Origin of the sequence: Pseudomonas sp. MYb541 (genome assembly GCF_037479595.1) — a bacterium.
GTDB classification, from domain to species: Bacteria; Pseudomonadota; Gammaproteobacteria; order Pseudomonadales; family Pseudomonadaceae; genus Aquipseudomonas; species Aquipseudomonas canadensis.
Genome location: NZ_JBBGYS010000051.1, coordinates 16,331 through 38,815, shown reverse-complemented (window position 1 = coordinate 38,815; position 22,485 = coordinate 16,331). Strand labels below are relative to the sequence as shown.

At 60.1% G+C, this 22,485-nt stretch carries 22 protein-coding genes; 17 read left to right on the top strand and 5 right to left on the bottom strand.

The window, feature by feature from the left end:
• Positions 1-161: 161 nt before the first annotated feature.
• The 16 genes from WH299_RS25490 to WH299_RS25415 all read left to right on the top strand — a co-directional run bounded on the left by WH299_RS25490 (position 162) and on the right by WH299_RS25415 (position 16,270).
• A complete protein-coding gene (locus WH299_RS25490) occupies positions 162-1,655 on the top strand; it encodes an acetyl-CoA hydrolase/transferase family protein (RefSeq protein WP_028618673.1) in 1,494 nt (497 codons plus the stop codon).
• 318 nt (positions 1,656-1,973) lie between these two features.
• Positions 1,974-2,189: a DUF1127 domain-containing protein gene (locus tag WH299_RS25485; RefSeq protein ID WP_010168694.1), complete on the top strand. Its 216-nt coding sequence runs from the start codon at positions 1,974-1,976 to the stop codon at positions 2,187-2,189.
• Positions 2,190-2,452: 263 nt separating this feature from the next.
• Positions 2,453-2,638, top strand: a complete 186-nt coding sequence (locus WH299_RS25480; RefSeq protein ID WP_028618672.1) for a DUF1127 domain-containing protein — start codon at positions 2,453-2,455, stop codon at positions 2,636-2,638.
• Between the two features lie 136 nt (positions 2,639-2,774).
• A complete protein-coding gene (locus WH299_RS25475) occupies positions 2,775-3,095 on the top strand; it encodes a DUF2388 domain-containing protein (RefSeq protein ID WP_028618671.1) in 321 nt (106 codons plus the stop codon).
• Positions 3,096-3,175: 80 nt separating this feature from the next.
• Positions 3,176-3,484, top strand: a complete 309-nt coding sequence (locus WH299_RS25470) for a DUF2388 domain-containing protein (protein WP_122730166.1) — start codon at positions 3,176-3,178, stop codon at positions 3,482-3,484.
• A gap of 38 nt (positions 3,485-3,522) precedes the next feature.
• A complete protein-coding gene (locus WH299_RS25465; protein ID WP_028618669.1) occupies positions 3,523-3,843 on the top strand; it encodes a DUF2388 domain-containing protein in 321 nt (106 codons plus the stop codon).
• The gene (locus WH299_RS25460; protein WP_323623031.1) at positions 3,840-5,801 is read left to right on the top strand and encodes a DUF7844 domain-containing protein; all 1,962 of its coding nucleotides are present in this window, start codon (positions 3,840-3,842) and stop codon (positions 5,799-5,801) included. Before WH299_RS25465 ends, WH299_RS25460 begins: the two co-directional genes overlap by 4 nt.
• 365 nt (positions 5,802-6,166) lie before the next feature.
• A complete protein-coding gene (locus WH299_RS25455) occupies positions 6,167-7,474 on the top strand; it encodes a CitMHS family transporter (protein WP_028618667.1) in 1,308 nt (435 codons plus the stop codon).
• A 64-nt stretch (positions 7,475-7,538) separates the two neighbouring features.
• Positions 7,539-8,306: a TerC family protein gene (locus WH299_RS25450; RefSeq protein ID WP_014716354.1), complete on the top strand. Its 768-nt coding sequence runs from the start codon at positions 7,539-7,541 to the stop codon at positions 8,304-8,306.
• Positions 8,307-8,516: 210 nt separating this feature from the next.
• A complete protein-coding gene (locus WH299_RS25445) occupies positions 8,517-10,175 on the top strand; it encodes a Na/Pi cotransporter family protein (RefSeq protein ID WP_016978808.1) in 1,659 nt (552 codons plus the stop codon).
• Positions 10,176-10,232: 57 nt separating this feature from the next.
• On the top strand, positions 10,233-11,615 hold the full coding sequence (locus WH299_RS25440; RefSeq protein ID WP_122730126.1) for a M16 family metallopeptidase: 1,383 nt from the start codon (positions 10,233-10,235) through the stop codon (positions 11,613-11,615).
• Positions 11,616-11,687: 72 nt separating this feature from the next.
• Positions 11,688-12,719: a DUF5924 family protein gene (locus tag WH299_RS25435; RefSeq protein WP_122730124.1), complete on the top strand. Its 1,032-nt coding sequence runs from the start codon at positions 11,688-11,690 to the stop codon at positions 12,717-12,719.
• Between the two features lie 54 nt (positions 12,720-12,773).
• Entirely contained in the window at positions 12,774-13,922 is a 1,149-nt protein-coding gene (locus tag WH299_RS25430; protein ID WP_028618664.1) for an ABC transporter permease, read from the top strand.
• Positions 13,919-14,722: an ABC transporter ATP-binding protein gene (locus WH299_RS25425; protein ID WP_028618663.1), complete on the top strand. Its 804-nt coding sequence runs from the start codon at positions 13,919-13,921 to the stop codon at positions 14,720-14,722. The genes WH299_RS25430 and WH299_RS25425 overlap by 4 nt, the downstream gene beginning before the upstream one ends.
• A 1-nt stretch (position 14,723) precedes the next feature.
• A complete protein-coding gene (locus tag WH299_RS25420) occupies positions 14,724-15,662 on the top strand; it encodes an MlaD family protein (protein ID WP_123478344.1) in 939 nt (312 codons plus the stop codon).
• Positions 15,659-16,270, top strand: a complete 612-nt coding sequence (locus WH299_RS25415) for an ABC-type transport auxiliary lipoprotein family protein (protein WP_122730121.1) — start codon at positions 15,659-15,661, stop codon at positions 16,268-16,270. The genes WH299_RS25420 and WH299_RS25415 overlap by 4 nt, the downstream gene beginning before the upstream one ends.
• 103 nt (positions 16,271-16,373) lie before the next feature.
• On the opposite strand, the gene WH299_RS25410 is transcribed toward WH299_RS25415, so the two are convergent.
• The 5 genes from WH299_RS25410 to WH299_RS25390 all read right to left on the bottom strand — a co-directional run bounded on the left by WH299_RS25410 (position 16,374) and on the right by WH299_RS25390 (position 20,752).
• On the bottom strand, positions 16,374-17,603 hold the full coding sequence (locus WH299_RS25410) for a nucleoside recognition domain-containing protein (protein WP_339551635.1): 1,230 nt from the start codon (positions 17,601-17,603) through the stop codon (positions 16,374-16,376).
• 98 nt (positions 17,604-17,701) lie between these two features.
• A complete protein-coding gene (gene gltP / locus WH299_RS25405; protein WP_028618660.1) occupies positions 17,702-19,033 on the bottom strand; it encodes a glutamate/aspartate:proton symporter GltP in 1,332 nt (443 codons plus the stop codon).
• 722 nt (positions 19,034-19,755) lie between these two features.
• Positions 19,756-20,223: an inhibitor of vertebrate lysozyme family protein gene (locus tag WH299_RS25400; RefSeq protein ID WP_123478348.1), complete on the bottom strand. Its 468-nt coding sequence runs from the start codon at positions 20,221-20,223 to the stop codon at positions 19,756-19,758.
• A 2-nt stretch (positions 20,224-20,225) separates the two neighbouring features.
• Positions 20,226-20,390, bottom strand: coding sequence for a DUF1328 domain-containing protein (locus tag WH299_RS25395; protein WP_003170804.1), 165 nt, complete (start codon positions 20,388-20,390; stop codon positions 20,226-20,228).
• A 77-nt stretch (positions 20,391-20,467) separates the two neighbouring features.
• Positions 20,468-20,752: a hypothetical protein gene (locus WH299_RS25390; protein ID WP_339551634.1), complete on the bottom strand. Its 285-nt coding sequence runs from the start codon at positions 20,750-20,752 to the stop codon at positions 20,468-20,470.
• A 378-nt stretch (positions 20,753-21,130) separates the two neighbouring features.
• Between WH299_RS25390 and algB the strand changes: the two genes are divergently transcribed.
• Positions 21,131-22,477 carry a sigma-54-dependent response regulator transcription factor AlgB gene (gene algB, locus WH299_RS25385; protein WP_122730118.1) on the top strand — a complete coding sequence of 449 codons (1,347 nt, stop codon included), beginning with the start codon at positions 21,131-21,133 and terminating at the stop codon, positions 22,475-22,477.
• Positions 22,478-22,485: the final 8 nt, after the last annotated feature.

The following is a 22,485-nucleotide window of genomic DNA, read 5'->3' as shown; positions in this document are numbered from 1 at the left end:
CTCGAAACCCCGGCCTCCTGTAGGCTGGGGTTTTTTATTACCTCATGAAACCCGACCAAAAGCTCTAAATCGCTGCCTGGCATTCGACCATGGTAGCGGGCCGAATTTTTTTGAAATCACTAAACTGCGCAGCTTGCTTCCGTAGCCTGAGATAACAATCCATGTACCGTGATCGTATCCGCTTGCCTTCGTTGTTGAACAAGGTCATGAGCGCGGCAGACGCCGCCGCACTGATCGAGGACGGCATGACCGTCGGCATGAGCGGCTTCACCCGTGCCGGTGAAGCCAAGGCCGTCCCCCACGCTCTGGCCGAACGCGCCAAGACCTCGCCGCTGAAAATCACCCTGATGACCGGCGCCAGCCTGGGAAATGACCTGGACAAGCAACTGACCGAAGCGGGCGTACTGTCGCGACGCATGCCGTTCCAGGTCGACAGCACCTTGCGCAAGGCGATCAACGCCGGCGAAGTGATGTTTATCGACCAGCACCTGTCGGAAACCGTCGAGCAGCTGCGCAACAATCAGCTCAAGCTACCGGATATTGCGGTGATTGAAGCGGTCGCGATCACTGAGCAAGGCCATATTGTGCCCACCACGTCTGTGGGCAACTCGGCCAGCTTTGCGATTTTCGCCAAACAGGTGATCGTCGAGATCAACCTGGCGCACAACCCGAACCTGGAAGGGCTGCACGACATTTATATCCCGACGTACCGGCCAACCCGTACGCCGATCCCGCTGGTGAAGGTCGATGACCGGATTGGCAGCACTGCTATTCCGATCCCACCGGAAAAGATCGCCGCCATCGTCATCACCAACCAGGCCGATTCCGCCTCGACCGTGACGCCACCCGACAGCGACACCCAAGGCATCGCCAATCACCTGATCAACTTCCTCAAGCAGGAAGTCGACGCCGGCCGCATGACCAACAAACTCGGCCCGTTGCAGGCCGGCATCGGCAATATCGCCAATGCAGTAATGTGTGGCTTGATCGAATCGCCGTTCGAAGACCTGACCATGTATTCGGAAGTGTTGCAGGATTCGACCTTCGACCTGATCGACGCGGGCAAGCTGAGCTTTGCTTCGGGCAGCTCGATCACCTTGTCAGAACGGCGCAATGCCGACGTATTCGGCAACCTGGAGAAGTACAAGGACAAACTGGTGCTGCGCCCGCAAGAGATCTCCAACCATCCGGAAGTGGTGCGTCGCCTGGGCATCATCGGCATCAACACCGCGCTGGAGTTCGACATCTACGGCAACGTCAACTCCACCCATGTCTGCGGCACGCGGATGATGAATGGTATTGGCGGCTCCGGGGATTTCGCGCGCAATGCGCACCTGGCGATCTTTGTTACCAAATCCATTGCTAAAGGCGGGGCGATTTCCAGCGTGGTGCCGATGGTCAGCCATGTGGACCACACCGAGCATGACGTCGATATCCTGGTCACCGAAGTTGGGCTTGCCGACCTGCGTGGCCTGGCGCCACGGGAACGAGCGCGGGTGATCATCGATAACTGTGTGCACCCTGCCTATCGCGATGCCCTGAACAGTTACTTCAACGCTGCTTGCGCCGTCGGCGGGCACACGCCCCACATCCTGCGCGAAGCACTGAGCTGGCACATCAACCTGGAAGAAACCGGGCATATGCTCAAGGCGTGATTGATACAGATCCGGGCTGATGCAAAAACAGTTTCATCAGCCCGGCATTCTCAACGCCACTCCTGCAAAAAACTGTACTGCTGTACCGGTCATTTCCTACCGAAATATCCCACACATCACCTCGAAAACACCAGTTTCGCACCACTTCAGTGCAGACAGGTACAGTTGCCTCATTTCTGTACAGTACAGCACCCATAAACAGTTAACTGGCCCCTCACAATACAGGTGAACTGTATCTAGAGAGTCTTGCGCCGGAAGAGGATCATTGGCATCAGTTAAACCACTACCTAATCCCGCCACAAGCGGAAGGATGTCATCATGGAACGTACACTCAGTTCCGATCTGTTCTTCGAAGAAAAAGCTGTAAACACCCAGGCCTCCCTGCCTCTGCGCGTTATCGCCAACCTGATGTTGTGGCAGCGCCGCATCTCCAGCCGCCACCAACTGGCTCGTCTGGATTCGCGTCTGCTGGCTGACGCAGGCATCAGCGAAGCTCAACGCTACGAAGAGCTGAGCAAGCCGTTCTGGCGCTGATTTAGCGCTCGCTGGCCCTGACCTACCGGGTCCACCGCCAGCACCCTGATTTGTCAAAGCAAAGCCCGCCCCGGGAAACCGGAGGCGGGCTTTGTTGTTTTCGGGGTTTGGGTTTTCAACGGGAAAACAGTGACACAATTCGTGGACAGGTACAGTTTAAAAAATACAACAGTTAAGCAGTACAATTTAACTCCAGTGTATCTGTATCGGTCACATCCTCTCGCTGAACATGGTGTTCCAAGACCTCATGAAAGGTGCACGCCATGGACACGCCATCCCACAGCTATAAGCGGTTGTTAAGTCGAGCCGCTTCGATCCTCGCCAAATGGCTACGCCAGGCCTATGAACGGCGCCAACTGTCTCAGCTTGATAGCCGTGAACTGTCCGACCTGGGCATCAGCCCTGGCGACCGAATGAACGAGCTGTCCAAACCGTTCTGGCGTGACTAGGCAGTCAAGACGCTTCCCGAACGGATAAACGGCGGCTTAATATCCAGTCACCACGTGGCGAACCGCGTAGTACGGGCGTCTGATCCCCAATGGCTGCCCTGCGCCACCTTATCCGTTCATCTACAGGAGTCATCCCATGTCCCGTCTTCGCCTGCTGAGTGCCGCCGCCCTGTTGGCCCTGGCTGCCAACGCCAACGCGACCAGCTTCATCGTGACCACCGACTCCATCGTCGGCGCGCTTAAAGCCACCTCCGACGCTACTTCCGATGCCACCTCGTCCCTGCGCGACAATAAAGTCGTGCGCGCCGCCCGTGACGACGCCGCCAGCTTTGTTGCCAGTGAAGGCGCCATCCGTGGTGTGAAACTGGAAAGTGCCCTGGCACAGATTCGCCAACAAGCGCCGCAGTTGAACACCGCGACTGACGCACAGTTGGCCCAGGCCATCCTGGCGATCTGAATACAGGGCTGATGCCTGGGCGCTGGCTCTCGCCCGGGCATTACGCTAGCCTTGGCGCTCGTTTTAAGTTGTCGAGTCCCATGGCTTTTTCATACCGCCTTTTAATAGTTCCACTATTGCTTTGTGGCGCCTGGTCGCCCGTGGCTTCGGCTTTCGACCTGAGCACCCAAAGCACCGTCGCCAGTGCGTACGCCACCAGCAAGGTGACGTCCGCGCCCTTCGACAGAAAAGTGATTATGGCCGCCCAGGACGACGCGGCTGCGTTTATCGCCACTGACGGCCAATGGCGGGGCGCACGGCTGGAATCCGCGCTGGATTATCTGCGCCGCAGCCAACCAAAACTTAACGCCAGCGACCTTGAACTGGCGCAAGCAATTCTCGTCCAATAATCATCTTTGTATTCGATCTTTTTCATTGGAGTCATCTCATGCGTAGCCCGCTGATCGCCGCCGCCCTTGGCCTGCTGTTATTGGCCGACGTTGCCCAGGCACAGACCCTGGTGGCCACCAGTAACATCATTGTTCGCGCCTCTGGTCGCACCATTGATTTCACCTCGGACACCACCACCTCCATACGCGACTCCAAAGTCGTGCGCGAAGCCCACGACGACGCTGCCAGCTTCGTCGCCACCAACGGCGAAATCCGTGGCGCACGCCTGGAAGCCGCCTTCGACACCCTGCGCACACGTCTGCCGGAAGCCCGCGACGCCAGTGACCAGACCCTCGCCGAAGCTATCCTCGCACTGTGAGGCGAATTGCCGCCTGGCTCCTGGCCGGGGTTGTGCTGCTGTGCGCCAGCGCAGCCCAAGCCGGCCTGCAACTGCGGCTCAAGACCGAAGGCTTGAGCCCGGCTGAACAGCAGGCCAGCCAGGCGTTGCTCGACGAAGCGATGCGCGCTTTACCACCTAGCTTCATCGAGCAGTTGGACCGGCGCATCGATGTCGGCTGGACCGACAAGATGCCCGAGAACGCCTACGGGCAAGCCTCCCTGGTGTCCGAGCTGGACCTCAACCGCAACTTGCTCGCCAGCCTGACCGACGGCAGCGCCGCCACCCAGAAGACCAATCGCCCCCACGGCACCGTGCGCCGCGAAATGCTCGCCACCGTGCTGCATGAGCTGACCCACATTTATGACCGTGCACGCCTGTGGTCCAAAGCAGACCGCGCACTGATCAACCGCTGCAGCCGCCAGAACAATCTCACCGGCCTGATCGGCCTGCCTGATCAATGCCGTGGCCAGAATGGCCGACGTTTTACCCTCAGCGATGACCCGCGCCTGCTGGACCTTGCCGGCTGGCCGCAATACGTCGGTCGTCGTGGCGAACGCGAACAGAACAACCATCAGGTCGCGCGCAGCCCGGACATCTACGAAACCACCAGCCCCTTGGAATTCGTCGCAGTCAACATGGAGTACTTCCTGCTTGACCAGAGCTACGCCTGCCGCCGTCCCTCGCTGTTCCGTTATTACAAAGAACACTTTGGCTGGGCGCCGCCGAACCAAGAAACCTGCGCCAACACCTATGCGTTCCTGAACGCCGGCAACGATTTCGCCAAGACGCCGCTGGGCCATGTCGACCCGGAGCGCGTCTACGAAATCGACTACCTGCTGGCCGAAGCCAATCAAAACCTGGTGAGCCGCTGGGGCCACAGCATGTTGCGCCTGGTGATCTGCGCGCCAGGCCGTCCGCGTGGTCCGGATTGTCGGCTGGATCTGGACCAGCACCTAGTATTGTCCTACCGCGCGTTTGTCGGTGACGTACAGCTGTCGAGCTGGGACGGCCTGGTCGGCAAATACCCGTCGCGCCTGTTTGTCCTGCCGTTGGCGCAAGTGATCGACGAGTACACCAAGACCGAGTTGCGCGGCCTGGCCTCCGTGCCGTTGAAACTGACCCGCCAGGAAATCAACGACACCGTCGAGCATGCCGCCGAGATGCACTGGAGCTACGACGGTAATTACTTCTTCATTTCCAACAACTGTGCGGTGGAGAGCCTGAAACTGTTACGCAGTGGCAGCGCCAACCCGCAACTGACCGGCCTGGACAACATAACCCCCAACGGTTTGCTTGAGGTGTTGAGTGCTCGTGGCCTGGCCGACACCAGCGTACTGGACGACAAACGCCGGGCGTTACGCCTGGGCTATCACTTCGACTCCTTCCGCGAACGCTACCAAGCGATGTTCGATGTACTGCGCAAGCATCTGCCGATCCAGCAGACCCAGGTCGAAGACTGGCTGTCCCTCAGCGCAGAGGAGCGCCGCCAGTGGTTCGGCCAGGCCGATCTGCGCACCAGCGCCGCATTGCTGCTGCTTGAACAGGCGAGTTTTCGCAAGCAGTTGATGCTGGCCCAGGACGAAGTCAAACAACGCTACCTCGGCGCCCGCGAGCTGAAAAACGGCGGCATGGAGAAAGCCAACGCTACGCTGCAACAGATCCTTGCCAACAGCGGCTTCCTCAGCCGTCCGGCAGAACTCTTGGGCAGCGGCGGCTACGGCCTGCCGCAGCCTTCGGAAGCCAAGCGCCTGGAATCGGAAAGCGCCGAGCGCCAGAAGCAACTGCAATCACTGACTGGCGAGCTGGATAAAGAGGTGAGGGCGCTGCTGGACCCCTCGCGCTCCGCCGAGATTGCCGCCTGCGAAGCCAACCTCAAGCAGGTAGGCGAGCATTTGCGGGCCTTGCACAAGGCGGCAGGCGGCCTGGAACTGCCCTGAAACCCCGCCGCAGAATCTGTAGGAGCCGGCTTGCCGGCGATGCAGACACCTCGGTCGTTCAGTTGAACCGAGGTGACGCTATCGCAGGCAAGCCAGCTCCCACATTTGGTCTGCGCAAACCTGAAGACCATATACCTACCCTCCATCGTCTGTTTTGTCAGCGAAAGCTGGCTGAAAGCTTACCCGTCTAGGATCGCCCCCACTGCCGGCAACAGACCGGCTGTTAACAACAACAATGGTGATTCCCGATGTCCGCTCGTACCCGCCTGTTCGCCCCAACTCCACCCGTACGCCTCGTGCCTTTCGTTCTGCGCTGACCCCCTCGGTTCGCCATTCCCTAGCCGCGCTACGCCTGGAGTATTCCTATGCTGACTTTCCTTGGCTTTGCCATGGTCATCACGTTCATGTTCCTGATCATGACCAAGCGCCTATCCGCGCTGATCGCCCTGATCATCGTGCCGATCCTGTTCGCGCTGTTCGGCGGTTTCGCGCCGGAGATCGGCCCGATGATGCTCGCGGGCATCACCAAGCTCGCGCCGACCGGCGTGATGCTGATGTTCGCCATTCTCTACTTTGCCCTGATGATCGACTCCGGCCTGTTCGACCCGGCCGTGCGCAAGATCCTCAAGATGGTCAAGGGCGACCCGCTGAAAGTCTCGGTCGGCACCGCCGTGCTGGCCCTGGTGGTGTCCCTCGACGGTGACGGCGCTACCACCTACATGATCTGCGTGGCCGCCATGCTGCCGCTGTACCAGCGCATCGGCATGAGCCCGCGGATCATGGCTGGCTTGATCATCCTCGCCGGTGGCGTGATGAACATGACCCCCTGGGGTGGCCCGACCGCCCGCGCCGCCAGTGCGTTGCATGTGGACCCGTCGGACATTTTCGTACCGATGATCCCGGCCATGGCCGCCGGCGTCGTCGCAATCCTGGTGATCGCCTACATGTACGGCCTGCGCGAACGTGCACGCCTGGGTGAATTGCACCTGCAAGGCGACGAGATCGACCACAGCGAAATCAGCGTGTCGCAATTCCCGGACGCTCGTCGCCCGAAACTGATCTGGTTCAACGGCGCGCTGACGTTCGCCCTGATGTGCACGTTGATCGCCGGCCTGTTGCCGCTTCCGGTGCTATTCATGGTGGCGTTCAGTATCGCGATGATCGTCAACTACCCGTGCCTGCAGATGCAGAAAGACCGCGTCGCCGCCCACTCCGGCAGCGTATTAGCGGTGGTGGGGCTGATCTTCGCGGCCGGTATCTTCACCGGCATCCTGTCGGGCACCGGCATGGTCGATGCCATGTCCAAGAGTCTGCTGGCCGTTATCCCTGACGCGCTGGGCCCGTACCTGGCCGTGATCACCGCGCTGGTGAGCATGCCGTTTACGTTCTTCATGTCCAACGATGCGTTCTACTACGGCGTATTGCCAGTACTCGCCGAAGCCGCCAGCCACTACGGCATCACTGCGGCAGAAATGGGACGTGCGTCGATCGTCGGCCAACCTGTGCACCTGTTGAGCCCGCTCGTACCCTCGACCTACCTGCTGGTCGCTTTGGCCGGTATCGAGTTTGGCGATCACCAGCGCTTTACCCTCAAGTGGGCAGTGCTGGTGTGCCTGTGCATAATGGTCGCCGCTTTGCTGATGGGGATTATTCCGCTGTTCAGCACTCTATAATCCAAACACCCAACCGCGCGGCGCTGCAGCTTGCGCGGTTTAACACTCGCTCAAAGGAATACACATGGAATGGCTGACCAATCCGGAGATCTGGATTGCCTTCTTCACCCTGACGGCCCTCGAGATCGTCCTGGGCATCGATAACATCATCATGATTTCGATCCTGGTCAGCCGCATGCCCAAGCATATGCAGGCGCGCACCCGGATCTTCGGCCTGGCGCTGGCCATGGTCACGCGCATTCTGTTGCTGCTGTCGATCACCTGGGTGATGCAACTGACCGCCGACCTCTTTGTGGTCTTCGGCCAAGGCATTTCCGGTCGCGACCTGATCCTGTTCTTCGGTGGCCTGTTCCTGCTGTGGAAAAGCTCCCAGGAGATGTACCACGCGCTTGAAGGTGAAGACGAAACCCACGACGAGCCGAAGGGCGCCGGTGGCAAGTTCATCTACACCATCATCCAGATCGCGATCATCGACATCGTGTTCTCCCTGGACTCGGTCATCACCGCTGTCGGCATGGTGTCCCATGTTCCGGTCATGGTCGCGGCGATTGTCGTGGCGGTATTGGTGATGATGTTGGCTGCTGGCACCATCAGCGAGTTCATCGACAAGCACCCGTCGCTGAAAATGCTGGCGCTGTCGTTCCTGCTGGTCGTGGGTACCGTGCTGATCGCGGAATCCTTCGATGTGCACGTGCCAAAAGGCTACGTCTACTTCGCCATGGCGTTCTCGCTGGCGGTGGAAGCGGTGAACATCAAGATGCGCACCGCCATCGCGAAAAAGAAAAAACAGCAGGATCCGGTGAAACTGCGCAAAGACATTCCGGGTCAATAAACCCGAGCCAGACAAAAAGGGGCTTTTTAAGCCCCTTTTTTGCATCCACAAAAAGTTGATTTCATGACAGTTTTGTTTCAATCCCCACTTTAGCTATGCGATGCTGGCGCAGAGCCCATTCGCCAACTACAGCTTAAGTACAAGACGTAGAGCGGCACGCGGCAACTTTCATTCGCTCACTTTAGAGCGCACCCACACGGGGGGCCGAGCATGCTGACCTTGCTCAATCTGCTTTCCGCCGTGACCCTGCTTATCTGGGGCACGCACATCGTCCGTACCGGCATCCTGCGGGTCTACGGTTCCAACTTGCGCCAAGTCATCGGGCAGAACATGTCCAAGCGCTGGCTGGCGTTTATCGCCGGTATCCTGGTGACGGCCATGGTGCAGAGCAGCAACGCCACGGCGATGCTGGTGACCTCCTTCGTCGGCCAGGGCCTGATGGGCCTGATGCCCGCCCTGGCGACCATGCTCGGGGCGGATGTCGGTACTGCGTTGATGGCGCGGGTGCTGACGTTCGATTTGTCCTGGCTGTCGCCGCTGCTGATTTTTCTTGGGGTGATTTTCTTCCTGTCGCGCAAGCAAACGCGGGCAGGGCAGTTGGGACGCGTGGGGATCGGCCTCGGGCTGATCATCCTCGCGCTGCAACTGATCGTGGAAGCCGCCGGCCCCATCACCCACGCCCAAGGCGTGAAAGTGTTGTTCGCATCGTTGACCGGCGACATCTTGCTCGACGCCCTGGTCGGCGCCTTGTTCGCGATGATTTCCTACTCCAGCCTGGCCGCTGTCCTACTGACCGCGACTCTGGCCGGCGCAGGCGTGATCGGCTTGCATGTCGCGATCGGCCTGGTGATCGGCGCCAACATCGGCAGCGGCGTGTTGGCCTTCCTCAGTACCAGCATGCAGAACGCGGCCGGGCGCCAGGTCGCGCTGGGCAGCCTGCTGTACAAATTGATCGGCCTGTTGCTGATCATTCCTGTGCTGGACCCGCTGGTGCTGTGGATGGATGGCTTGGACTACAGCGCCCAAGGCATGGTCATCACCTTCCACCTGCTCTACAACGTGAGCCGTTGCCTGATCCTGTTGCCCACCATCGGCCCGATGGCAAAACTGTGCGCCTGGCTGCTGCCCGAGCGTGAAGAGGTCAACGGCAAAGCCAAGCCGCGCCATCTGGACCTGACGGCACTCAGCACCCCAAGCCTGGCCCTGGCCAACGCCGCCCGTGAAACCCTGCGCCTGGGCGACCTGATCGACAACATGCTGACCGCCATGCAGGAGGTGCTGCGCGGCAAACAGACCGCCATCACCCAGGAAATGCGCAGCCTCAGCGACGACGTCGAATCGCTGTACAGCGCGATCAAGCTCTACCTGGCGCAAATGCCCCGCGAAGACCTCAGTGAACAGGACAGCCGGCGCTGGGCCGAAATCATCGAGCTGTCGATCAACCTGAAACTGGCCGGCGACCTGATCGAACGCATGCTGCGCAAAGTTCAGCAGCAGAAAACTTCCCAGCGTCGCCAGTTCTCGGAAGTGGGCCTGGAAGAACTCACTGGGCTGCACAGTCAGTTGATCGCCAACCTGCGCCTGGGCCTGTCGGTGTTCCTCAGCGCCGACCCGGAAAGTGCCCGCCAATTGCTGCGCGAAAAACGCCGATTCCGCGCCCAGGAACGCCGCCTGGCCCACGCGCACGTGAGTCGCCTGCAGAGAAAAATCGTACAGAGCCTGGAGACCAGCTCCCTACACCTGGAGCTGATTGCGGACATGAAACGCCTCAACTCGTTGTTTTGCAGCAGTGCTTATGTAGTGTTGGAAACGTCCGACACCGGCGCGCTCTCCGCCGAAGATATTGCCGACATCACACATTCGCCCTGAACGTACTATGGCCCGCGAAGTCAGTTAAAACTGACCTCACTCGCCAGGAAGCTTGTTATGCGTCGCCTGTTGTTCGCCTGTCTGCTCATGGGCTCTGCCCATGCCTTTGCCTTTGACCGCCTGCAAGTCGAGGGCTACACCTTGCCCAATGGCCTGCAATTGCTGCTCAAGCCGGGCACCGAACGCGGGCATGTGGCGATCCGCCTGGTGGTGGGCGTGGGTCTGGATGACTTCAGTTGCGAGGACAAAGAGCTGCCGCACCTGCTGGAACACTTGCTGTTCAGCGGCATCGACGGCGGTGGAGAAGGTGAGCTGGAAGACCGCATGCAAGCCCTGGGCGGCGAGTGGAACGCCTATACCAGCAACGCCGACACCACCTTCGTGATCGAGGCGCCCGCGCAAAACCAGCGCAAGGTGCTGGACCTGCTGCTGGCGATCCTCACCCGCACCGAATTGACCGACGCCAATATCGACGCAGCCAAGCGGGTGGTGGAGCGCGAAGACGGCGGCCACTACTCACACCTGCAACGCCTGCTGGATCGCCAGGATCTAGGCCACACCGCCAGCAATCAACTGGCCGTCGAGCTGGGCCTCAAATGCGCCGAACGCGCCGAGGTCGACCATCTGACTCGCGACCAGTTGGAGAACCTGCGCAAAAACTGGTACGCGCCCAACAACATGACCCTGATCATCGTCGGTGACCTCGACAAACTGCTGCCGGCCTATCTGGAACGTACCTATGGCCAGCTCGACCCGGTCGAACCGACGGAACACCCGGCACTCCCGGAAATCCAGCATGCCGCCGCCACCCACCGCGAACTGATCCACGGCTGGGTCGGCGATAGCGCCAAACTGCACTGGCTGTTCCCTGAGCCGGTACTGGACGACGGGCATGATGAAACCTACGACCTGCTCAAGGACTACCTCGACTGGGCGTTGTACCGCCAACTGCGCCTCAAGCACGGCTTGTCCTACGGCCCGTGGAGCGAGCGCGAAGTGCTCGGTGGCGTCGGCTTCCTCAGCCTGAATGCCGACCTGGAGCGGGAAAACCTCCCCAAAGCCGAGCAGGTCTTGCAGGACCTCAGGGCGCAGTTGCTCAAAGACGGTCTCGACCCGGCGGTATTCGCCCGCCTGCAACAGGCCGCCGTCGCCCGTCAGGCCTGGGCCGTGCAGGGCAACAGCGCACTGGCCGACTATTACTGGAGCGCTTCCGGCGATTACAACAACGGTCACTTCAGCGACCCGGTCAAACGCATCAAGGCCGTGAGTCTGGACCAGACCAACCAGGCCATGCGCCAAGTGTTCAAGCAACCCGGCTACTGGCGTATCGAGAAGCCGCTGCTCAGTTACGACCTGCTGAGCTGGATCGGCGCCGGTGTCCTTGGGCTGATCGCCTTTGTGTTGATCGGCGTGCGGCTTTATCGCAAACGGATCGCGTAATGACGCAACGGACGACGGGCTAAGACGTTATTCTGTCTAGGATTTTTTCCTACAAAGACTGCGAACCGCCAGATGCCAAACCTGACCCACGTAATCCAGCGCATTCTCGAGCTGATGAAGCGCTACCCAGGGGTGATTGCACTCGGCGGCTTCATCTCGGGGGTGGGCAGCTTCATCCTGGTGGACCGCCAACAGGGCATGGCCAGTTGGATCGCGGTGATCATGCTGGTGAGCTGGCTGTGGCTGATGCTGGAAAACAGCTTCACCCAAATGTTCACCAAGGTCTTCAAGCGCGAAATCCCCGAACCGCTGCTGCGCTATGCAACCCAGATGATCCATCAGGAAAGTCTGTTTTTTGTGCTGCCGTTCTTTTTCATCACCACCGCCTGGAACAGCGGCCAATCGATTTTTACCGGCCTGCTCGGCGCGGCGGCACTGGTGTCGATTGTCGACCCGCTGTACTACAAATGGCTGGCGCCCAAACGTTCACTGTTCCTCGCGCTGCACACCTTCACACTGTTCGCCGCGCTGCTCACCGCGCTGCCGATCATCCTGCATCTGACGACGGCCGAGAGTTACAAGCTGGCCCTCGGCGTGGCCATGGCGTTGTCGATCCCAAGCCTGGCCGTGAGCCTGCCGCTACGCAGCCTTAAAGGCTGGGCGATGTTGCTCGGGGTCACGGCCGCCATTGGTTGCGCCGGATGGTTCCTGCGCAGTTGGGTGCCACCAGCCACCTTGTGGATGACTGAAGTGGCCATCAGCACACAGTTGCAAGACCGCACGCCGGGGGACGACCTCAAGGAAGTCACCGCCGCCCAACTGCGCAGCGGCGGGCTGTACGCCTACACCGCCATCAACGCACCGCGCGGGTTGGATGAGCGCATCTACCATGTGTGGCAATTCAACGGCAAAGAGGTCGACCGCATCGCCTTGGATATCCATGGCGGACGCAAAGAGGGCTACCGCGCCTGGACCCACAAGCAGAACTTCCCCGGCGACGCCGTGGGTCGCTGGCAAGTACGCGTGCTGACTGAAGACGGGCAAGTAATCGGCGTGCTGCGCTTCAAAGTGACGGACTCAGCACAAACGGACAACCCAAAGTAGGCAGGTTCGTGCTATTACGTAGGAATTGTGGATAGCCAAACAAGCTCGGAGCTTATGACCCCCCCTACGACGGCCGGTGCAGCCCACCTCGATACGTCCACCACCCCGCCACAGCTGAGGATTACGGGGGACTGGACGCTTGCCCACTATGCCAACCTGAAGAAGCTGTCGGACAAGCTCGACGGCCAATACGACGCCGGCGCACGCATCGACCTCAACGGCCTCGGCGCCCTGGATACTGCCGGCGCCTCGTTGCTGGTGGAGTTGCTGGGGCCAAGCCGCATCGAGCAATCCGCCGAACAGACCGACTGCAGCCTGTCTGCCGCCGACCGCGCCCTGCTCAAGACCGTCTACCGCTCCCTGAATGACTTTTGCGTGCCGGACAAAGCACCGGAAGAAGCCGCTGGCATTCAGGTGCTGGCGCGCATTGGCCGGGCGGTGGACACCGTCTGGCAGGACAGCAAGAAACTGCTGGGTTTTATCGGCCTGATTCTCGAAACCTTCGCCCGTGGCATTTTCCGTCCCAAGCGCTGGCGCATCACGCCCATGGTCGCGCATCTGGAGCAGGTCGGCCTCGACGCCGCGCCCATCGTGGCCCTGCTGACCTTTTTGGTGGGTGCCGTGGTGGCATTCCTCGGCGCCACCGTGCTCAAGAGTTTTGGCGCGACTATTTTTACCGTCGACCTGGTGGCGTTCTCCTTCCTGCGGGAATTCGGCGTGTTGCTGACGGCGATCCTGATCGCCGGTCGCACCGCCAGTGCCTTTACCGCCCAGATCGGCTCGATGAAGGCCAACGAAGAAATCGACGCAATCCGCACCCTGGGCCTGGACCCGATGGAGTTGCTGGTGCTGCCTCGCGTACTGGCGCTGCTGGTGGCATTGCCGATGCTGACCTTCCTGGCGATGCTCTCGGGGATTGTCGGCGGCGGCGTGGTCTGCGCGGTGGCCCTGGATATTTCGCCGGCAATGTTCCTGTCGCTGCTTCAATCGGACATTGGCGTCCAGCACTTCCTGGTGGGCATGGTGAAAGCGCCGGTTTTTGCGTTCCTGATCGCCGCCATTGGCTGCTTGGAGGGCTTCAAGGTCAGCGGCAGTGCCGAGTCGGTCGGCGCCCACACCACCTCCAGCGTGGTGCAATCGATCTTTGTGGTGATCGTGCTGGATGCGGTCGCCGCGCTGTTCTTCATGGAGATGGGCTGGTGAGTCGTCTACACCGAGCGCCCGCCGAGGCGGTGATTGAAGTGCGCGGCCTATGCAATCGCTTTGGCAGCCAGAGCGTGCACGAGAACCTCGACCTGGATTTGTACAAAGGCGAGATCCTCGCGGTGGTCGGTGGCTCCGGCAGCGGCAAGTCGGTGCTGCTGCGCAGTATCGTCGGCCTGCGTCGACCCAGCGAAGGCGAAGTGCGGGTGTTCGGCAAGAACCTGCCGAGCCTGCCGGAACATGAGCGTTCCCTGGTGGAACGGCGCTTTGGCGTGCTGTTCCAGAAGGGCGCGCTGTTTTCTTCGCTGACCGTGACCGAAAACGTCGCGCTGCCGTTGATCGAACATGCCGGCCTCAGCCGCCGCGACGCCGAGCACTTGGCCGCGGTGAAACTCGCCCTGGCCGGGTTGCCATTGTCGGCGGCCGACAAGTACCCGGCGTCACTGTCCGGCGGCATGATCAAACGCGCCGCCCTGGCCCGTGCGTTGGCCCTGGACCCGGACATCCTGTTCCTCGACGAACCCACCGCCGGCCTCGACCCGATCGGCGCGGCGCAATTCGACCAACTGATCCTGACCCTGCGCGATGCGCTGGGCCTGAGTGTGTTCCTGGTCACCCACGACCTGGACACGCTGTACACCATCACCGACCGTGTGGCGGTGCTGGCGCAGAAGAAAGTGCTGGTGGCCGATGCCATCGATGTTGTCTCGGAAACGGACGACGCATGGATCCACGAATATTTCCACGGCCCCCGTGGCCGCGCGGCATTGGATGCCGCTCAATCGCTTAACGAGGTATGACATGGAAACCCGAGCCCATCATGTGATGATCGGTCTGTTCAGCGTGATCGTGGTGGTCGGCGCGATGCTGTTCGGCCTGTGGCTGGCCAAGTCCAGCGTCGACAGCGCCTTCCAGGACTACGAAGTGATCTTCAACGAGGCCGTCAGTGGCCTGTCCCAGGGCAGTTCGGTGCAGTACAGCGGGATCAAGGTGGGCGATGTCATCAGCCTGAGCCTGGACCCCAAGGATCCGCGCCGCGTCCTGGCACGTATCCGCCTGGCCGGGCAGACGCCGGTCAAGGAAGACACCCAGGCGAAGCTGGCCCTGACCGGCATCACGGGTACCTCGATCATCCAGCTCAGTGGCGGCACCCCGCAGAGTCCCGAACTCAAGGGCAAGGACGGTAACCTGCCACAGATCATCGCCTCACCATCGCCCATCGCGCGACTGCTGAACAATAGCAACGACCTGATGACCAGCATCAACCTGCTGCTGCACAACGCCAACCACATGTTCTCCCGCGAGAACGTTGAGCGCCTGAGCAACACCCTGGACAACCTGCAACAAACCACCGGCGCCATCGCCGACCAGCGCGGCGATATCAAGGTGGTGATGCAGCAACTGATGCAGGTGAGCAAACAGGCAAGCGCCGCGCTTGAGCAGACCACTGTGCTGATGCGCAACGCCAACGGCTTGCTCAACGAACAAGGCAAGCAGGCCTTCGGCAGTGCCGAACAGGCCATGAAATCCCTTGAACAAAGCACCGCGACCATCAACACCTTGCTGACAGACAACAAGGACTCGGTGAACAGCGGCATGCAAGGCCTCAACGAACTGGCGCCGGCCGTGCGCGAACTGCGCGAAACCCTCGGTTCGCTACGCGCCATCTCCCGCCGCCTGGAAGCTAACCCCAGCGGTTACCTGCTGGGCAGCGACAAGAACAAGGAGTTCACGCCATGAAGCGTGCTTACCAAATGATCGCCCCTGTGGCCTTGGCGCTGGTGAGCGCGTGCTCGATCCTGCCCAAGGCCGACCCTTCGGATGTGTATCGCCTGGCCGCGACACAGGCTGCCAGCCAGGCCACGCCGGTCAGTTGGTCGCTGCGCGTGAACAAGCCGCAGACCAGCGAATTTCTCGACAGTCCGCGCATTGCCGTGGTGCCCAATGGCGACCTGATCAGCAGTTATGCCAACTCGCGCTGGAGCGACCCGTCGCCGGTGCTGCTGCGCAACCGCTTCATGGACGGCTTCCAGCGCGATGGCCGGGTGACGCTGCTGAGCACCGACGACACCAACCTGCAGTCCGACTATGAGCTGGGCGGGCAATTGCAGGCATTCCAGAGTGAATACCACGGCAGTGCGGTGGAGGTGGTGATTCGCCTGGATGCGCGGTTGGTGCGCGGCAGTGACCAGCGAATTGTTGCCAGCCGACGGTTTGAGGTGCGGCAGCCGGTGAGCGACACCAAGGTGCCAGCGGTGGTGGCCGGGTTTGGGCAGGCGGGGGATCAGTTGAATAAGCAGGTGGTGGATTGGGTGGTTGCGCAGGGCAATAGTGCACCGAAACGCTGAGGGCCTCTTCGCGGGCAAGCCCGCTCCCACATTTGACCGTGTTCATCCTGACGAAACGCGGTCGAATGTGGGAGCGGGCTTGCTCGCGAAAGCGGTATAAGCCTCAGCCAAAGAACCAGTAGCACACCGCAATAGCCGCCACGACACCGGCCAACTCCGCCAGCAACGCACACCCCACCGCATGTCTGGCCCGTTGAATTCCCACCGATCCAAAGTACACCGCCAACACATAGAAGGTGGTCTCAGTACTGCCCTGAATCGTCGCCGCGACCAGCGCCGGGAAGCTGTCCACACCTTGAGTCTGCATGGTCTCGATCAACATCGCCCGCGCAGCGCTGCCGGAAAACGGCTTGACCATCGCAGTCGGCAAGGCATCGACAAAGCGTGTGTCCATACCGGTCCAGGCGACCACATGGCGAATGCCTTCCAGGCCGAAATCCAGGGCGCCCGAAGCGCGCAACACACCCACGGCACACAGCATCGCCACCAGGTACGGCAGCAGGTTCTTGGCCACGTCGAAGCCTTCTTTTGCGCCTTCGACAAACGCCTCGTAGACCTTGACCTTGCGCAACGCGCCGATCACCAGAAACAGCATGATCAACCCGAACAGCGTGAGGTTGCCGAGGATCGACGACAAGCCAGCCAGCGCCGTCGCGGAAAGGGTCGCCAGCAATGCCATGAAGCCGCCCAACACCAGTGCACCCGGAATCAGATAGGCCAGCACCACCGGGTCCCACAGCCGCAGGCGCTGCATGATCGCCACCGAGAGCAGGCCGACCAGGGTTGAGGCGCTGGTCGCCAGCAGGATCGGCAGAAACACCAGCGTCGGGTCCGCCGCGCCTTGCTGGGCGCGGTACATGAAGATGGTCACAGGCAGTAGCGTCAGCGACGACGCGTTGAGCACCAGGAACAGGATCTGCGCGTTACTCGCGGTGCTGGGGATGGGGTTGAGTTCCTGCAGCGCCTTCATCGCTTTCAAGCCGATAGGCGTCGCCGCGTTATCCAGGCCCAAGCCGTTGGCGGCGAAGTTGAGGGTGATCAAACCGATCGCGGGGTGGCCGGCAGGCACTTCCGGCATCAGGCGGCGAAACAGCGGGCCAAGGGCCTTGGCCAACCAATCGACGATTCCGGCCTTCTCGGCGATGCGCAAGAAACCCAGCCACAGGGTCAGGGTGCCGAACAGCAGCACCATTACTTCCACCGACAGTTTGGCCATGGCGAAAATGCTTTCGACCATTGCCGCGAAAATTCCGGCGTTACCGCCGACCAGCCATTGCGCCAGTGCCGACACCATTGCCACGACAAAGAAGCCAAGCCACAGGCCATTGAGCATCAGTTGAATCCCCCAAAGAATGGAGCGAATGATAGCGGGGCTGGCAGAAACGACAAACCCCGGAATTATCCGGGGTTTGTCTTAGAGCTGTAGTGCTATCAGCTGCGGGTCGCTTGGGCGGCCGGCGCGGCTTCCTTGCTGCGCCAGTGCGGCAGCGAGTTCCAGTAGCGCTCGCCCTTGGCGTCGTCGTACATGCCTTCCCAACGGGAGATGACCAATACGGCCAGGGCGTTGCCGATCACGTTCAAGGCGGTACGCGCCATGTCCATGATGCGGTCGACACCGGCGATGAACGCCAGGCCTTCCAGCGGAATGCCCACGCTGCCCAGGGTCGCCAGCAGCACCACGAAGGACACGCCCGGCACACCAGCAATGCCTTTGGAGGTGACCATCAGGGTCAGGACCAGCATCAACTGCTGGCCAACCGACAGGTCGATGCCATACAGCTGGGCAATAAAGATTGCCGCGATGCTCTGGTAGAGGGTCGAACCGTCGAGGTTAAACGAGTAACCGGTCGGCACCACGAAGCTGCAGATGGCTTTCGGCGCGCCGTAGGCTTCCATCTTCTCGATCACGCGCGGCAGCACGGTTTCGGAACTGGCGGTGGAGTAGGCCAGGACCAGCTCATCCTTGAAGATACGGATCAGCTTGAGGATCGAGAAACCAAACAGGCGAGCGATCAGGCCCAGTACTGCAAAGGCAAAGAACAGGATGGCGACGTAAACCAGGATCACCAGCTTGGCCAGCGGCAGCAAGGAGGCGAAGCCGAAGTTGGCGACGGTCACGGCGATCAGTGCGAATACGCCGATCGGGGCGTACTTCATGATCATGTGGGTGACTTTGAACATGCTCTCGGACACGCCCTGGAACATGGTCACCAGTGGCTCGCGCAGCTCAGGCTTGAGGCTCGACAAGCCCAAGCCGAACAGCACCGAGAAGAAGATGATCGGCAGCATTTCGCCACGGGCAACAGCGGCGAAGATGTTCGACGGGATCAGGTTGAGGATGGTCTCGATGAACGCATGCTCATGCTGCACTTCGGCGGCGGTGGCGGTGTACTTGGAGATGTCGACGGTACCCAGGGTACTCATGTCGATGCCGGCGCCTGGGTGGAACAGGTTGGCCAGCAGCAGGCCGACCACGATGGCGATAGTGGTGACGATTTCGAAGTAAAGGATGGTTTTGACGCCGATACGCCCGAGCTTCTTCGCGTCACCGACACCGGCAATGCCGACGATCAGCGAGGAGATCACAATCGGGATCACGATCATCTTGATCAGGCGGATAAAGATATCGCCCGCTGGCTGCAACACATTGCTGATCCACCAGGCCTTTTCAGCACTGAAATGGTTGAGCACTGCACCGATTGCGATCCCCAGCACCAAACCGATGAGGATCTGCCAGGCGAGGCTTAGCTTTGCCTTCTTCATGTCATTACCCTTACTTCAAGTGAACTTAAGGCAAATGCGCCAGCTGCAACGCTCGAGAGCGAAAAAGTGTGTGCATCTGCCTCCATGGAAGGTCACCGCAGCGTGGCCGAAATGGCTTACTGGCAGGCGAAAAAAGGCGCAACTATTCCCATGCAAGGGAGCGACGTCTAATGCCGTAAACGCCTACCCTATGCCGAATCGGCATGGCTTTTTTTCATAATAACTGTCCGAACGGTCAGTTCAAATGTGACATTTTGTCCGACATACATGCCGTGAACCGGCCAAACCCGGCTCGCTCAGAGAATTAGGACGTCTTTCAAGCGCTGGCAGAAATGCTTGGGAATTCCGTTGTTTAGTGTCGGAAATGTCCTATGGGCACCATCAAATTTTATCGATAGATGGTCGACCGGACATACCAAGAAATGGTTCTGAACAAGCAGAAGGGAAATATTCGACTAATGAGGGCATAACAAAAGAGAAATAAGCCCGCCGCAAGTTCAGCAAGCCGTGAGCTTGTGAACCTGCGTCGCAGCTTTTCGCCTGACCCGGCCCTTGCGCAGGCACTCCCTGTGCCCGTAGGTCACGCCGATCCCGATTGATCAGAGCAACCCGACCCCTTGGTCATGCATCACCCTTGGCGAGCGATGCAAACAGAAAGAAGCGAGGGGCTTCTTCCTATGGACGCAGGCTTCGCAGACGACAGACGCGTCATCAGGCGGAACCTAATACCAATTCGGATCTTTCTTCAGCTGCTCCATGAGCAACTTCTGCATGCCTTCATCCGGCTTACCGATAAAACGGTAATCGGCGTGCCGCGTCGGGGATTTGTCCGCCGGCAGACCGGCCGGGACTTCCACCAACATGGCGTAGGCATCTTCCTTGTCGAGGCTGAAGGCAACGATCAGGCGTTTGTTCAGGCACGTGTCAGCGGTTTCGCATAGCGGCCCGACCAAGTACTTGTCGCCATCTTCTTCCACGGCATTCATTTGTTCGGCCGTACCCGACAGGTTCATCACCCATTCCGGCAGGCGTTCTTCTTTCTTCACCACGCCCTGCCAGGTTTCGCGGTATTGCGGGTCCGCGCTGAGCAATTCGTTGGCCCGGGATTGGCCGTCATTGGCGGCCATCGCTAAGCCGCTGCCGCCCAGGAGCAGGGCGGCAGCAAGAGCTTTAAGGGACAAAGTCGTCATGTTCAGCCTCGGCCGCGACGACCAAAGAAGAAGGAAGCGATGAACATCACCAGGAAGACCACAAACAGAATTTTTGCGATACCCGTGGCGGTGCCCGCGATACCACCGAAGCCCAGGACTGCAGCCACAATGGCGATGATCAGAAATGTGATTGCCCAACTCAACATGGTGATTCTCCTTACGCTTTTATAGGGGTAACAGCGGTAGTGCCGTGCAGCCGCTCAATACAAGCGGCTGTTGGTGCCTAGAACACCCAACGCTCCTGGGATGGCAGTTCACTCAGGGCAGACTCCTGATCAATCATCCGCAATTGCGGGGCTGTTGCATCGGCAGCAACACTGCCAACGGAACGGAAATGGGTTTGGGTCATGGCCGGACGTTCAAACTGGGGGATCTGCTGCTGACTCTGCTGCCAATGTTGCAACTGTTGGCCGCCAATCAGCGTGACCATCAGGGCCAGGCTGGCAAACAGGCCTTGTTGCAAGCGCAGTGGCGATACACGCAATTGGCTGAGGCTTTGGCGAGTCATGCTGCTGTTCTCCCGCATTTTGATTATTCGTTGGGAGAGGTATTGCAGAGTGCATGCCAGCTTTTTTACAAAATAAAACTCAATAAAATCAATGAGTTGAATATTGACGATTGGGTTGCCCCCCAGCATCCTGCACGATGCCCCTCTGAGGGCCGTGCGAAATGCACGATGGCCAGCGGTCGGATCAATGGATAGAAAACGAAATGAGTGTTGCCCAAGTGGCAAGACGGCATGAAAACGCCATCAGCCGGGGCTTTGTAGGCAACGGTGCAGATAGCTGCGCGACGCTGCCTTTTATCGATCAGAATAAACCATGCAACTTGCCCGATTATTCCGGGACTAAACACCATCATTCATAGTTTAAGGAGCGCGGGACAGATGGAATCAGCCAAGGAACTTCAAGGCCGCATTCTTTTAGTGGATGACGAATCCGCGATCCTCCGCACCTTCCGTTATTGCCTGGAAGATGAAGGCTACACCGTAGCCACCGCGAACAGCGCCGCTCAGGCCGATGCCTTGATGCAGCGCCAGGTGTTCGACTTATGCTTCCTCGACCTGCGCCTGGGCGAGGACAATGGCCTGGATGTACTGGCCCAGATGCGTATCCAAGCGCCGTGGATGCGTGTTGTGATTGTGACCGCCCACTCTGCAGTCGATACCGCCGTTGATGCGATCCAGGCCGGCGCTGCCGATTACCTGGTCAAGCCTTGCAGCCCTGATCAACTGCGCCTCGCCACCGCCAAGCAGTTGGAAGTACGCCAACTCTCCGCACGCCTCGAAGCCCTTGAAGGCGAAGTGCGCCAGCCGAAAGACGGCCTCGATTCCCACAGCCCTGCAATGATGGTGGTACTGGAAACCGCGCGCCAGGTGGCCGGCACCGATGCCAATATTCTGATCCTGGGCGAATCCGGTACCGGTAAAGGCGAACTCGCCCGCGCCATCCACGGCTGGAGCAAGCGCTCGAAAAAATCCTGCGTCACCATCAACTGCCCGTCGCTGACCGCAGAACTGATGGAAAGCGAGTTGTTTGGTCATAGCCGCGGTGCGTTTACCGGCGCCAGCGAAAGTACCTTGGGCCGCGTTAACCAAGCGGACGGCGGCACGCTGTTTCTCGATGAGATCGGCGACTTTCCCCTCACATTGCAACCCAAGTTGCTGCGCTTTATTCAGGATAAGGAATACGAGCGCGTGGGCGATCCGGTCACTCGCCGTGCCGACGTGCGTATTCTGGCAGCCACCAACCTGAATCTGGAAGACATGGTCCGCGACGGCCGCTTCCGCGAAGACTTGCTGTACCGCCTCAATGTCATCACCTTGCACTTGCCGCCGCTGCGCGAGCGCAGTGAGGACATCCTGACCCTGGCCGATCGCTTCCTGGCGCGCTTCGTCAAGGAATACGCCCGACCGGCGCGTGGCTTCAGCGATGAAGCGCGCGAAGCACTGCTCAACTACCGCTGGCCCGGCAATATCCGTGAACTGCGCAACGTGGTGGAGCGCGCCAGTATTATCTGCCCGCAAGATAAGGTGGAAATCACCCATCTGGGCATGGCCGAACAACCTGGTAACAACGCCCCACGCATCGGCGCGGCACTCAGCCTGGATCAGTTGGAAAAAGCTCATATCGGCGCCGTGCTCGCCACCAGCGACACACTGGACCAGGCCGCCCGCACCTTGGGCATCGACGCGTCGACCCTGTACCGCAAACGCAAACAGTACAACCTGTGAGCTGCACC

What these genes read in the sequence shown, in the direction of transcription:
- WH299_RS25410 (WP_339551635.1), bottom strand. Translation starts at nt 17,603, where the DNA reads ATGCTCAATGGCCTGTGGCTTGGCTTCTTTGTCGTGGCAATGGTGTCG.
- WH299_RS25480 (WP_028618672.1), top strand. Translation starts at nt 2,453, where the DNA reads ATGGACACGCCATCCCACAGCTATAAGCGGTTGTTAAGTCGAGCCGCT.
- WH299_RS25390 (WP_339551634.1), bottom strand. Translation starts at nt 20,752, where the DNA reads ATGACTCGCCAAAGCCTCAGCCAATTGCGTGTATCGCCACTGCGCTTG.
- WH299_RS25450 (WP_014716354.1), top strand. Translation starts at nt 7,539, where the DNA reads ATGGAATGGCTGACCAATCCGGAGATCTGGATTGCCTTCTTCACCCTG.
- WH299_RS25475 (WP_028618671.1), top strand. Translation starts at nt 2,775, where the DNA reads ATGTCCCGTCTTCGCCTGCTGAGTGCCGCCGCCCTGTTGGCCCTGGCT.
- WH299_RS25400 (WP_123478348.1), bottom strand. Translation starts at nt 20,223, where the DNA reads ATGACGACTTTGTCCCTTAAAGCTCTTGCTGCCGCCCTGCTCCTGGGC.
- WH299_RS25490 (WP_028618673.1), top strand. Translation starts at nt 162, where the DNA reads ATGTACCGTGATCGTATCCGCTTGCCTTCGTTGTTGAACAAGGTCATG.
- algB (WP_122730118.1), top strand. Translation starts at nt 21,131, where the DNA reads ATGGAATCAGCCAAGGAACTTCAAGGCCGCATTCTTTTAGTGGATGAC.
- WH299_RS25395 (WP_003170804.1), bottom strand. Translation starts at nt 20,390, where the DNA reads ATGTTGAGTTGGGCAATCACATTTCTGATCATCGCCATTGTGGCTGCA.
- WH299_RS25415 (WP_122730121.1), top strand. Translation starts at nt 15,659, where the DNA reads ATGAAGCGTGCTTACCAAATGATCGCCCCTGTGGCCTTGGCGCTGGTG.
- WH299_RS25435 (WP_122730124.1), top strand. Translation starts at nt 11,688, where the DNA reads ATGCCAAACCTGACCCACGTAATCCAGCGCATTCTCGAGCTGATGAAG.
- WH299_RS25465 (WP_028618669.1), top strand. Translation starts at nt 3,523, where the DNA reads ATGCGTAGCCCGCTGATCGCCGCCGCCCTTGGCCTGCTGTTATTGGCC.
- WH299_RS25440 (WP_122730126.1), top strand. Translation starts at nt 10,233, where the DNA reads ATGCGTCGCCTGTTGTTCGCCTGTCTGCTCATGGGCTCTGCCCATGCC.
- WH299_RS25420 (WP_123478344.1), top strand. Translation starts at nt 14,724, where the DNA reads ATGGAAACCCGAGCCCATCATGTGATGATCGGTCTGTTCAGCGTGATC.
- WH299_RS25470 (WP_122730166.1), top strand. Translation starts at nt 3,176, where the DNA reads ATGGCTTTTTCATACCGCCTTTTAATAGTTCCACTATTGCTTTGTGGC.
- gltP (WP_028618660.1), bottom strand. Translation starts at nt 19,033, where the DNA reads ATGAAGAAGGCAAAGCTAAGCCTCGCCTGGCAGATCCTCATCGGTTTG.
- WH299_RS25445 (WP_016978808.1), top strand. Translation starts at nt 8,517, where the DNA reads ATGCTGACCTTGCTCAATCTGCTTTCCGCCGTGACCCTGCTTATCTGG.
- WH299_RS25430 (WP_028618664.1), top strand. Translation starts at nt 12,774, where the DNA reads ATGACCCCCCCTACGACGGCCGGTGCAGCCCACCTCGATACGTCCACC.
- WH299_RS25455 (WP_028618667.1), top strand. Translation starts at nt 6,167, where the DNA reads ATGCTGACTTTCCTTGGCTTTGCCATGGTCATCACGTTCATGTTCCTG.
- WH299_RS25485 (WP_010168694.1), top strand. Translation starts at nt 1,974, where the DNA reads ATGGAACGTACACTCAGTTCCGATCTGTTCTTCGAAGAAAAAGCTGTA.